The following is a 12,451-nucleotide window of genomic DNA, read 5'->3' as shown; positions in this document are numbered from 1 at the left end:
CACAGCCACCTGGTCATTCTCATGCATGATGCCAGTGGCCATCAGGCGACGGTAGAAGCTTTGCCGGGACTCATTAAACTGCTCAAGAGCCAGGGCTATACATTCCGCGTCGTCACAACGGCCATTCCGCCGAGCTGGTGATGGTATACAAAAGTCCTTGACAAGGAAACAATTTCGGTATAGTATATGTTTATCTCATTTTAAATTTTAGTTCAGCAAGGAGCCGTACCATGAATAACGTTATGTCTTTCACGGCAGTTGCATATAGCTTTAGAAACAGCCAGGCCTACCTGTATTTGGGCACTGGCTATTTTTGCTGTGATAAATGCATAGACGATATAAAGACATGGGTAGTTTGAATCAGTGGAAAATATCACTGTATAAGACGGCAGCGGCGGATGCAGCATAAGGCAGGCTCATGGGAGCCTGCTTTTTTTATGGTATGCTATCTGATTCCTGTTGCAGACCGTACGGTATAAAAGAAAATCAGGGGAACCTCTTTTTCTAGCGTACGTCATTTAGTATACTAAAGAGGAAACGTTGCCAACAGCTATCAGGCAGCGAATATTTTGGGGGGAACGCAATGGAAAATACAGACAGTGGTTTTTTTACGGATTATGTCATCGCGATTGTCGGGCTGGGACTTATTGGCGGTTCGTATGCCAAGGGATTACGAAAATTACATGTCAGGTCTATCATTGGGATTGACGTTAATCAGGCGGCTCTGGCAGAGGCACTGGCCGATGGTTCCATTGATGAAGCATCGAATGATGGCAGTCAGCTTCTGGGGGAGGCCGATATAGTCATTTTCTGCATGGCTGCAGATGCTATGATGGCGTTTATTGGACAGCACCGTCAGGATTTTAAACAAGGGGCTCTGCTGACAGATGTCGCTGGCATCAAAGGAGATTCGGCTGACCGGATCAGGTCACTGCTCCGGAATGATCTGGATTTTGTCCCGGGACATCCAATGGCAGGAAGGGAAGGCAGTGGCTATGGCATGTCCCGGGCTGAAATTTTTGATGGCGCCAATTATATACTCGTACCTATGGAAGGCAATAAGCCGGAACATGTCGATGTGATTGAACGGATGGCACGTGCCCTTGGCTGTGCCCACGTGGTACGCGTAGGAGCAGCAGAACACGATAAACTTATTGCTTATACGAGCAGTCTGCCCCATGTTTTGGCCATATCTCTCATAAATAGTGAATCGATGGATACGATGACGCGGTATTTTGTTGCCGGCAGTTTCCGTGACGGGACACGCGTTGCAGATATTAATGCCCCGCTCTGGACCAAACTGTTCCTTTCTAATAAGGATAACCTTTTGAAAGAAATTGACCGGTTCAGTGCATCGTTGAAAGCGTTTGCCGAACTGCTTTCTGATGAGGATACCAAGGGCATGACCCAATTTTTACAGCAGGCCGCTTTGCGGAGAAGGGAATTAGTTCATGAAACAAATCCACGTTGAATTAGGAAACGATTCGTATGAAATCTATATTGAAAATGGCCTTCTCGACCGGGCCGGCAACTATATCCGCAGTCTGACAAAAGCAGAAACAGTTGCCATCATTACGGACAGCACATTGGAACCACTCTATGGTAAACGCCTGGAACGGAGCCTGCAGCAGGCAGGATTCCGGACCGGATGCATTGTCATTCCCGCAGGAGAAGCGTACAAAAATGCTAATCAGCTGTTAGACATCTATCAGAAGCTGTCGGACCTGGGTATTACCCGGTCGGATATGATTATTACCTTCGGTGGCGGCGTCGTCGGAGATCTGGGAGGTTTTGCGGCAGCTACGTTCCTGCGGGGCGTGCCGTTTGTTCAGATTGCTACCTCTATCATCGCCCAGGTGGACAGCAGTGTCGGTGGTAAAGTGGCGATTGATCTGCCGAGCGGCAAGAATCAGGCCGGTGCTTTTTATCAGCCTAAAGCCGTATTAATTGACCCGGATTTATTGCAGACACTGCCGGAACGGTTTGTCCGCGATGGATTGGGAGAAGTCATCAAATACGGTTGTATCCGTGATGCGGGCCTGTTTTCCCTTATGGAAACACTGGATGAACATAGCATTACTTCTCATTGGGATGAAATTATAGAAACTTGCTGCCGGATTAAGGCGGATGTGGTGGAACACGATGTGTATGATATGGGGGAACGAATGATCCTGAATTTCGGCCATACAATCGGGCATGCGATTGAACGCTTGTATGGGTTTGGTCACTATACTCATGGGGAAGGCGTTGCCATAGGAATGGCTCTTCTCACGGCACGGACTGAGGCACTGGGACTGACCGAAGCGGGGACGGCCCGACGTCTGGTGGACATCCTGAAACGATATCACCTTCCGTATACGGTGGACGCATCGGCTGACGAGTTGTTACCTTATATCGGACATGATAAGAAAAAACGCGGTTCTCATATGACACTCATCATCCTCAATCGGATTGGTTCCTGCCGGCTGCTGCCAGTGGAACTGGCTGATCTTTCGACTTATATCACAGGAGGCACACCATCATGAATATCTGCATGACACCCCATCCGTTCGGGGGCGTACTGGCCGTCCCATCATCGAAAAGCCTGGGACACCGCGATCTTATCTGTGCCGCTCTGGCAGAAGGAGAAAGCGTGGTCGAACATATTTCCCCATCGGAAGATATCGAAGCGACTTGCCGGGTTCTCCGCCATTTTGGTGCTCAAATAGAAGAAATTTCCGATACACTGCCAGGCCGCGTTTCCTATCGAATACAAGGCGGTATCCGCCAGGATCGCAATCCTGTGACGGTTGATTGTGGTGAATCGGGTTCGACACTGCGTTTCCTTATCCCGCTGGGACTTTTGACCGGCCGCACTGTCACGTACACGGGCCGGGGACGCCTTGTTTCACGGCCTCTCCAGCCATATTATGCTATCTTCCAGTCCCGCCATATTGCCTATCAGACAGCTGACGACGGCGGTCTTCCTCTGACGGTGACGGGGACACTCTCTCCCGGCGCGTATACTCTGCCGGGCAATGTCAGTTCCCAGTTCTTTACAGGGCTGCTCCTGACACTGCCACTCCTTACGGGAGATTCGGCTCTCTATAGCTCGACGACACTGGAATCAGCCAGTTATGTCGGCCTTACCCTGGATACGATGGCCCGCCATGGCGTGCAGGTTGAAGAAGAAAAACCAGGTGTGTATCAGATTGCTGGCGGTCAGTCGTACCAGCCGGGCCGGTACGAGGTAGAAGGAGATTATTCCCAGGCTGCATTCTGGCTGGCCGCAGGCTGTCTGGGCCATGATGTGAAACTGACCGGCCTCCGCCGCCACAGCGCCCAGGGAGATGAAGTCATCGTCGATATTATCCGCCGCATGGGTGGCAGGATAACAGAAGAACCAGACGGCCTCATGGCCAGTCCGTCTGCTTTAAAAGGGACGACGATTGATGCCGGCGACTGCCCGGATCTGGTCCCGGTGCTGACGGTTTTGGCGACGGCTGCCAGCGGCACGACTCATATCGTCAATGCCGCCCGTGTCCGCCTCAAGGAATGTGACCGGCTCCACGCCATGGCAGAAGAATTGAATAAATTAGGCGGCAGGATAACAGAAGAACCAGACGGCCTCATCATTGAAGGTACCGGCCAGGTTCATGGTGGATGCGTACAGGCCTGGAACGATCATCGCATTGCTATGTCTCTGGCAGTGGCTTCCCAGATTGCTGAAGGGCCGGTACAGATCGATGGGGCAGAATGTGTCAGGAAATCCTATCCCCGGTTCTGGCAGGATGTGGCGGCTATGGGCGGAACATATACAGAGGAGGCTGGCAGTGATGAATAATACCTTTGGATATCATGCAGGACTGACAATTTTTGGAGAATCTCATGGAAAGGCCATCGGGGCCGTCCTGGACGGACTTCCTGCCGGTATTTCTATCGACTGGGATGCCGTACGGCAGGAAATGGCCCGTCGTGCTCCCGGAAGGAATGCTATGTCTACGGCACGACAGGAAGCCGATGCCTTTGAAATCGAAAGCGGTTATTTCAACGACCACACGACAGGAACACCGCTGTGTGTCCTGATACGCAATAATGATCAGCACAGCCGGGATTATGACCAGCTGCGCCATATGATGCGGCCCGGTCATGCCGATTACAGCGGTAAGGTACGGTATGACGGATACAATGATTACCGCGGGGGCGGTCATTTTTCCGGCCGTATTACAGCACCACTCGTCTTTGCCGGTGCCATAGCTTCCCAAATCCTGGCCAGGGAAAGTATCTGCATAGGGGCCCATATCCTGCGCATCGGACAGGTTGCTGACCGCCATTTTGCTCCCTGCGGTGAGTCGCCATCCCTGTTTCAGCAATTGAAACAGCAGACGCTGCCTGTCCTTGATGGAACTAAGGCGGCTTTGATGGAACAGGAAATCCTGACAGCCAAAAGCCAGCTCGATTCGGTAGGTGGCTTGATAGAAGGGCAGATATTGGGACTGCCGGCAGGCCTGGGTGATCCGTTCTTCGATTCGGTCGAAAGCCGGCTGTCTCATATGTTTTTCTCTATTCCTGCCGTCAAAGGGGTAGCCTTTGGTGATGGATTTGACATGGCATCGCATCATGGCTCTGAAATCAATGACTCCTTTTATTATGACGGGACAGTGGTCAGGACGCGCACCAATCACAATGGGGGAATCAATGGCGGTATCACTAATGGGATGCCGGTCAATTTCCACCTGGTCATCAAGCCGACGGCATCCATTTCGAAAGAACAGGATACCATCGATACGGATACACAGGCGGATTGTAAACTGGTCATTAAAGGGAGACATGATCCCTGCATTGTCCAACGGGCCGTACCTGTCGTAGAAGCGGCCACGGCCTGGACCATACTGGATATTTTCCTCGGCAGCAGGAAGACAGGTGGCGCTCATGACTAAGACGAAGCCAATGGCCATCGCTTGTTTTGGCTTGCCCGGGTCTTATACGTATGAAGCGATGATGTCCTATTTTGACGGGAAAGATATAGAACCTCAGTATGCCTCACAGTTTGAAGATGTCGTCCAGGCCGTGGCGCGGCGACAGGTGCGTTACGGGGTCCTGCCCATTGAAAATTCCTCAACGGGCGGTATTACTGATGTGTACGATCTGATTCACCGCTATGATTGCCACATTGCCGGAGAAAAGTACGTGCGTATCGAACATAATCTGCTGGGAGTGCCCGGAGCGACTCTGGCCGATATACACGAAGTCTATTCCCATCCCCAGGGCATTGCCCAGTGCCGGGAATTCCTGAAAGGCCATGAAAGCTGGCTGCTTCATCCGTATTTCAGTACATCCCAGAGTGCCGAAATGGTGCATAATACGGGCGATGTCCACATCGGAGCCATTGCTAATACCATATCGGCCGATATGTACGGGCTTACCATACTGGCCCGCCATATCAACGACAACACCATGAACTATACCCGGTTTTTCATTATTTCTGCAGAAATGGAAGAAAGCGATGATATGGACAAGATTACGCTGGTATTGACGACCAAACACAAGCCCGGTGCGCTGTATCATGTGTTAGGCCATTTCTTCTATAATGCCATGAATATGACTCATCTGGAATCGCGGCCTATCAAGGGGCGTCCGTTCGAGTATTTTTTCCATATTGATGTCATGGGTAATATACGGAATCCGGCAACAGCTATCGTACTGCACAATCTGGAAGAACATTGTAATTATTTTAAAATCCTTGGGAATTATCCATCTGACAAAGGGGGCAATATTCGATGAAAGCAGGACTAATAGGAAAAAAACTGGGGCACACGGCTTCTCCGGCTATTCATGAAAAAATTTTTCAGGCTATGGGTGTGTCCGGAACCTATGATGTACTGGAAATGCCCCCGGACAGTCTGGCAGAAAATTTAAAACGTCTGGCACAGGATGGATATACAGGCTGTAATGTTACCATTCCCTATAAAAGGGATGTCATGCCCTATCTGACGGATATATCCCGGGAAGCACGGATCATCGGGGCCGTCAATACGATTCATTTCACCGATGAAGGAGCATTCGGATATAATACCGATTATGGCGGATTTGGCAGGTCTCTGGAACAGGCTGGTATCGGAGTTGCCGGACAGGACTGCGTCGTCCTGGGGACCGGAGGAGCCGCCAGAGCCATCATCCAATATCTGGCAGACAAGAACGCCAGGTCGATTACAATTGTTTCCCGCCAGCCTCATTCCAAGATAGAATTTGATGCATTCACGAAGAAAATCGGAGCATCGGAGATAGATTACCAATCGCTTGAAATGTCTCGCGGCGGGGATGTACTGGTCAACTGCACGCCTGTAGGCATGTTTCCCCGCATGGACGGATGCCCTGTTTCTGAAGCATGCATTGCGGCCTTTCCGGCTGTCGTAGATCTCATTTATAATCCCAAAGATACAGAACTTTTGAAAACGGCACGCCGCCATGGTGCCCGGACACGGAACGGCATGTACATGCTCGTGGCTCAGGCAGTGGGGGCAGAAGAACTATGGACGGGGCAGAAAATTGCTTCATCCATAGTTGAACAGATTGCTAAGGAAATGGAGCACCTCTATGAATGATAAACGGAATATTATCATTATTGGCATGCCCGGCTGTGGGAAAAGTACGTTGGGAAAAGCTCTTGCCAGCCGGCTGAACCGCCCCTTTTATGATGCCGATGATGTCATTGTCTGGCAGGAAGGAAAATCCATTCCGGAACTCTTTGCCATCAGTGAAGACTGTTTCCGCGATGCCGAAGTCCGGGCCAGCCGGTTTCTGGCGTCTAAAGAAGGGATTGTCGTCGCCTGTGGGGGAGGCGTCATTAAACGGCCGGAAAATATCTCTATATTCAAGAAAACGGGTACGGTCTTTTTCCTGGATCGTTCTCCCGAAGATATCGTCAGCGATGTTGATGTCTCCGTACGGCCCCTCTTGAAAGATGGCAGGCAAAAAGTGTATGATCTCTATGAAGAACGCATCGGTCTGTACCGGGAGGCTGCCGATTACTGTATCCGCAACGATAAGCCTATGGAATCGGTCCTCGACGAATTTGAAACACTGATTGGAAATATCCCGTAATATAAAAACCGACTGCCGTGTGGAGCAGAAATTGCTTCATGCGGCAGCCGGTTTTTGTCGTATGCTGGGAAAAAGAAAATGAGCAGTGTGATTCAGCCATGGAGCGCCTGTAAAATCTGGTGCAGTGTCGTTACTTCCAGCTGGCCCGGGGCAGAGGCCTTTTTGGCTGAACCAAAGGTCAGAGAAGATCCGAAACATTCTCCGCTGATGCGGCTGATAGCACCGAGGCGTCCCATAGACATGGTGATGAGCGGTTCATCAGGATACTGGGATTTGATAGCTTCCGTCGCCGATAAGAGAGTCAATACGTCCTTCGCTGATTTGGGCATGCAGGCCAGTTTTGCAACATCAGCTCCCAGCTTTTTCATGCCGATGAGACGGCCTGTGATTTCGTCGAAGGATGGCGTCTTATGAAAATCGTGGCTGCTCATGATGACCGTGATGCCATATTCTTTGGCAACTGTCAAAGTCTTTTTGATGTCCTCGCGGTCACGGAAGTATTCAATGTCCACAGCATCGATGGTACCGCTTTTGATAGTATAGTCCAGGAGAGAGAAGTAGTAGCTTTCGGGAACGTCCGTTTCGCCGCCTTCTTCTTTCGTGCGGAACGTGAACAGGATGGCTTCGTCCGGTAATTCCTGCCGGACGGCTGTCAGGGCCTGGCCGACGGCATCCAGGGACAGGACATCCTTTAGAAAGTCGATGCGCAATTCGACGACATCATATATCTTATCCTTTAGATAGCGGCATTCCTGGACGAGTTCGTCCAGGGAACGGCCGACAATGGGAACACAAATTTTCAGCATGCCGTTATCGAGGGGCACGTTGCCAATTTTTACCATAATATATATTCCTCCTAATGCAGCAGATTTTTCTCTTTTGACGATATTATAACGTACGCAGCTGATGCAGGCAATGAAAGAGTATCAGAATATAGCCGGATGACAGGGAGGACGATACAGATTTTGGGTCATACGGTACTTTTTTCTTGACAAATGGGATGACATTAACTATAATGAATAAAAATTCAATAAATATTCATTAAAATAAATCAAGCTGTACATACAGCATCTAAGGAGTGGCACCATGAAAACGAAAGTATTTATTGACGGTCATTCAGGTACGACAGGACTGCGCATCCATGAACGGCTGGCAGCACGTCAGGATATTGAATTATTACAGATTTCTGAAGAATTGCGAAAAAATCCGGATGAAGTAAAAAAATATATGAAAGCGGCAGATATTGCATTTCTCTGCCTGCCTGACGCAGCGGCCGTCGAAGCGGCCGGTCTGGCTGAAGGAACCGGCGTCAAAATCATTGATACATCTACGGCTCACCGCATTGCACCGGGATGGGTCTATGGATTCCCTGAATTATCAAAGGAACAGAGCGGAAAGATTGCTCATAGCAGTCGTGTCGGCAACCCCGGCTGCCATGCCAGTGGCGTCATTTCCCTTGTCCAGCCTTTGACCGCTGCCGGTATGATGCCTGCTGACTATCCCGTTACCGCTTTTTCCCTTACGGGGTACAGTGGTGGTGGCAAAAAGATGATAGCTGCCTATGAAGGAGAAAAGACGACAGACCTCCTGTCACCCCGCCAGTACGGACTGGGACAGACGCATAAACATCTGCCAGAAATTGTTACCATCTGTCATCTGGCGGATAAACCGATGTTTTCGCCGATTGTAGATGATTATTACAGTGGCATGGAAGTGACCGTCCCGGTCTTTACGAAACTGCTGAAGGGCGCGCCGGGCATACAGGATGTATGGGAGACATTGGCGGCCCATTATGATGGCTGTGACTTTATACATGTACGACCCCTGGGGGAAGATAAAGGTGGTTTTCTGGCGGCCAATGACATGAGCGGCCGCGATGACATGGAAATTTTCGTCACAGGAAATGATCAGCGGATTCTCCTTACTTCCATTTTTGACAATCTGGGGAAGGGTGCATCGGGAGCCGCTATCGAGAATATGAATATCATGCTTGGCATAGATCCGAAAACGGGTCTGAATCTGGGAGATTAAGGAGAATCGTACAGTTATGACAACGACAACTTTTATGGATCACGACATACAGGAAGTGAGCAATGCCCAGAAGGCACGCATTTTGCGCGATGCCCTTCCTTATATCCGGGAGTATTACGGCAAAGTCGTAGTCGTCAAATATGGCGGCAATGCGATGGTCAATGAAGAACTCCGCAAAGCCGTACTGGCAGATATTGTGCTTTTGCACCTCATTGGTGTCAAAGTTGTCCTGGTCCACGGCGGCGGACCGCATATCAAGGATATGCTCAATCAGGTGGGGTTGGAATCGAAATTCCTGAACGGCCTGCGTGTAACTGATGAAGCGACGATGAAAATCGTTCAGATGGTACTGGCCGGTCAGGTCAATAAGGATCTGGTCAACCTCCTGGGATCATTGGGAGGCAAAGCCATTGGTTTATGCGGTATCGACGACGATATGATCCAGGTAAAAAAACAAAGTGATGAACTGGGACTGGTCGGGGAAATCACTCATATCAATCCGGAACTCATCCATGACAGTCTGGCCAATGGATACATTCCCGTCATTTCGTCTATTGGAACCGATGGCAAAGGCGTTTCCTATAATATCAATGCCGATACGGCGGCGGCTGAAATTGCCGGTGCTCTCCAGGCAGAGTGCATGATTTCCCTGACCAATATCGACGGTGTGCTCCGCAATCCTGAAGATCCGTCCACCTTGTTCCATAGCCTGACTATGCAGGAGGTGCAGAAGCTTACTGACGAAGGAATCATTGCCGGTGGCATGATCCCCAAAGTCAAATGCTGTACTGACGCTATCGACTGTGGTGTAAAGCGAGTATTCATCATCAATGGTACAGTACCTCACGCTATTCTCATCGAAATGCTGACCGAAGAAGGGCTGGGAACTATGTTTGTTAAACAATAATGCCTCGATGACTGTTGTTTCAGCAGCCATTGGAATTACTATACGTATCCGGGCATCTGCTATATGTATACAGGGTTGTTTTAAAGGAGGAAATAAATATGTCTGTAGAAACAGAAAAGAAAGAATTTGAAAAATTAGATAAAGAATATATCGTTAATGTATATAACCGCCTCGATGCCGTTCTCGATCATGGCAAAGGCTCTCTGGTATACGATGTCAATGGCAAGGAATATATCGACCTCAGTGCCGGCATTGCCGTCAACGTGTTTGGCGTTTGCGATGACGTATGGCAGAAGGCTGTCATCAATCAGCTGGGCAAACTCAGTCATATGTCCAACGTTTTCTATACAGAACCACAGATTGTCCTGGCAAAAAAAATCTGCGAAAAAACAGGCATGAAGAAAGTCTTTTTCTCCAATTCCGGTGCTGAAACAAATGAATGCGCCATTAAAGCAGCCCGTAAATATTCCCACGATAAATATGGCGATGGCCGCTATACTATCATTACTCTGAAAAACAGCTTCCACGGCCGGACAATGGCTACTCTTACTGCCTGCGGTCAGGATTCACTCCATCAGGACTTCGGTCCCTTCCTGCCGGGATTTGTCTATGCCGAACCGGATAATTTCGAATCGGTCAAAAAACTGGCTGAAGAAAATAAGACCTGTGCCATCATGATGGAACTGGTACAAGGTGAAGGCGGTGTCCATCCGCTGAATCCGAATTTCGTCCATCAGGTTGCGGATTATGCCAAAGCTCATGACATTCTGCTCATTATCGATGAAGTGCAGACAGGTAACGGCCGTACGGGCGCCCTCTATGCTTATATGAGATATGGTATACAGCCAGATATTGTAACGACAGCCAAGGCCATCGGAGGCGGGCTGCCATTTGCCGTGACGATGTTTGCTGATTCCTGTCAGCATGCCCTGACGGATCATACCCACGGCTCGACTTTTGGCGGCAATCCTATCTGTGCTGCCGGAGCTATTTCCATTATTGACCGTCTCGATGATGATCTCATGGCCGACGTCCGTAAAAAAGGCGAATATATCAAAAAAGAACTGGAAAGCTGCCAGAATGTAGAATGGGTATCCGGCTTGGGTCTCATGCTGGGCGTCAAACTGAAAAAAGATCTTATGGAAGTCGTCAACGGATGCGTCGATGCCGGCGTCCTGGTCCTGACAGCCAATGGACTCCTGCGCCTGCTGCCTCCGCTGAATATCCCCATGGACGTACTGCAGAAGGGTATAGAAAAAATTAAAGCCGTCATTGATGGCTGATACAATCTAAAACAGAAGCTGCTGTGAGAAACAGAACCCAAGCCCCGATAAACGGGCTCTCATGGCAGCTTGTGTTTTTATGCTGTTCATGCTATGATATGTCATAGTATATAAAGAAAGGAAAGTTTCTATGATAACAAAAGCAGAACGAATAAAGAAAGATATAACGACGATTGCCCAGTTTCAGTCGAAGAAAGGACGGGGATGTAACCGTTTTTCCTATACACCGGCATTCCGGCAAGCTGCTGATTATATCGCAGAAGAAATGAAAAAAGCCGGACTTACCGTACGGGAAAATGCCGTAGGTGCCATATTAGGGACCTTGCAGGGAGAACAACCGGAACTCGCCCCTGTTGTTTCAGGCAGCCACCTCGATTCTGTGCCAGAAGGAGGCAATTTCGATGGAATTGCAGGTATCTGTACCGCACTGGAAGCGGCGAGGGCTTTTCACGATGCAGGAATCCGGCCCCGCCGGCCTTTTTGCTGTATAGCTATTCCGGAAGAAGAAGGACCTCAGTTTGGCTCTGGCCTGTTTGGAAGCCGGGCTATGTGCGGGCAACTTTATGACGATGAAATTCATCGTTTCCGCAATGCTCAGGGGCAATCGATTGCAGAGGTCCTTACGGCCTATGGTAAGAATCCTGAAAAAATTGCCAGTGAGACGATACATACAGGAGACTGGGCTGCTTTTTTTTTTTTTTATATCGAACAAGGGCCTGTCCTTGACCGGGAACATCTTGAACTGGGAATCGTTGAAGCAATTGTAGGATTGAAATATTATTTTGTTACTATTAAAGGAATTTCTAACCATGCAGGTGCCACACCGATGACAATGCGGGCTGATACTGTATTAGCTATGGCAAACGCTGTATCGGCCGGCGCTGATACAGCGTTGACATTGGGAGACGGTACGGTCTTTACCACCGGAATAATCCAGACTCATCCCGGGGCAGGTAATATTATCCCGGATAAGACGGTGTTTTCCATTGATTGCCGGAGCCGGAACATGAATAGTATTGAAACGGTCATGAAGGCTGTAAAGGCCTCATTGGAAACGAGTAAGAAACAGAATCCCGGCCTTTCCTATGCTATAGAAGAGCGGTTACATGCCGATCCTGTCGAAATGGATCAGTCTTTGCAGAACCTT

At 49.4% G+C, this 12,451-nt stretch carries 12 protein-coding genes; 11 read left to right on the top strand and 1 reads right to left on the bottom strand.

All coding sequences use genetic code 11. From position 1 onward, the window contains the following. Positions 1-583 precede the first annotated feature (583 nt). From DBO31_RS03655 to DBO31_RS03625, 7 genes are read left to right on the top strand one after another with little or no spacing between them, the layout of a single operon-like run. Positions 584-1,471 carry a prephenate dehydrogenase gene (locus DBO31_RS03655; RefSeq protein WP_113856278.1) on the top strand — a complete coding sequence of 296 codons (888 nt, stop codon included), beginning with the start codon at positions 584-586 and terminating at the stop codon, positions 1,469-1,471. Then, entirely contained in the window at positions 1,452-2,525 is a 1,074-nt protein-coding gene (aroB, locus tag DBO31_RS03650; protein WP_150824468.1) for a 3-dehydroquinate synthase, read from the top strand. The genes DBO31_RS03655 and aroB overlap by 20 nt, the downstream gene beginning before the upstream one ends. Continuing rightward, positions 2,522-3,823: a 3-phosphoshikimate 1-carboxyvinyltransferase gene (gene aroA / locus DBO31_RS03645; RefSeq protein ID WP_059075660.1), complete on the top strand. Its 1,302-nt coding sequence runs from the start codon at positions 2,522-2,524 to the stop codon at positions 3,821-3,823. The genes aroB and aroA overlap by 4 nt, the downstream gene beginning before the upstream one ends. Next, entirely contained in the window at positions 3,816-4,919 is a 1,104-nt protein-coding gene (gene aroC, locus DBO31_RS03640; protein WP_059075661.1) for a chorismate synthase, read from the top strand. Before aroA ends, aroC begins: the two co-directional genes overlap by 8 nt. Beyond that, positions 4,912-5,763, top strand: a complete 852-nt coding sequence (pheA, locus tag DBO31_RS03635; RefSeq protein WP_200817450.1) for a prephenate dehydratase — start codon at positions 4,912-4,914, stop codon at positions 5,761-5,763. The genes aroC and pheA overlap by 8 nt, the downstream gene beginning before the upstream one ends. After that, positions 5,760-6,584, top strand: coding sequence for a shikimate dehydrogenase (aroE, locus tag DBO31_RS03630; RefSeq protein WP_059075663.1), 825 nt, complete (start codon positions 5,760-5,762; stop codon positions 6,582-6,584). Before pheA ends, aroE begins: the two co-directional genes overlap by 4 nt. Next, positions 6,577-7,083, top strand: a complete 507-nt coding sequence (locus tag DBO31_RS03625) for a shikimate kinase (RefSeq protein ID WP_059075664.1) — start codon at positions 6,577-6,579, stop codon at positions 7,081-7,083. Before aroE ends, DBO31_RS03625 begins: the two co-directional genes overlap by 8 nt. Positions 7,084-7,175: 92 nt before the next feature. Here the strand turns inward: DBO31_RS03625 and aroD are convergent, their stop codons facing one another. Then, complete coding sequence (gene aroD, locus DBO31_RS03620) at positions 7,176-7,925, bottom strand: type I 3-dehydroquinate dehydratase (RefSeq protein ID WP_150824467.1); 750 nt, start codon at positions 7,923-7,925, stop codon at positions 7,176-7,178. 244 nt (positions 7,926-8,169) lie between these two features. Here aroD and argC point away from each other — a divergent pair, with 244 nt between their 5' ends. The 4 genes from argC to DBO31_RS03600 all read left to right on the top strand — a co-directional run. After that, positions 8,170-9,114, top strand: coding sequence for an N-acetyl-gamma-glutamyl-phosphate reductase (gene argC / locus DBO31_RS03615; protein WP_150824466.1), 945 nt, complete (start codon positions 8,170-8,172; stop codon positions 9,112-9,114). A gap of 46 nt (positions 9,115-9,160) precedes the next feature. Beyond that, on the top strand, positions 9,161-10,021 hold the full coding sequence (gene argB, locus DBO31_RS03610; protein WP_113856578.1) for an acetylglutamate kinase: 861 nt from the start codon (positions 9,161-9,163) through the stop codon (positions 10,019-10,021). 98 nt (positions 10,022-10,119) lie between these two features. Beyond that, a complete protein-coding gene (locus tag DBO31_RS03605) occupies positions 10,120-11,304 on the top strand; it encodes an aspartate aminotransferase family protein (RefSeq protein ID WP_150824465.1) in 1,185 nt (394 codons plus the stop codon). A gap of 130 nt (positions 11,305-11,434) precedes the next feature. Further along, a partial coding sequence (locus DBO31_RS03600; RefSeq protein WP_150824464.1) for a Zn-dependent hydrolase occupies positions 11,435-12,451 on the top strand: 1,017 nt, incomplete at its 3' end.

It is taken from the genome of Megasphaera sp. DJF_B143, assembly GCF_900320625.1.
GTDB classification, from domain to species: domain Bacteria; phylum Bacillota; class Negativicutes; order Veillonellales; family Megasphaeraceae; genus Megasphaera; species Megasphaera hexanoica.
Note: the sequence above shows the minus strand (reverse complement) of the source record. Positions and strands in the feature narration are given on the sequence as shown.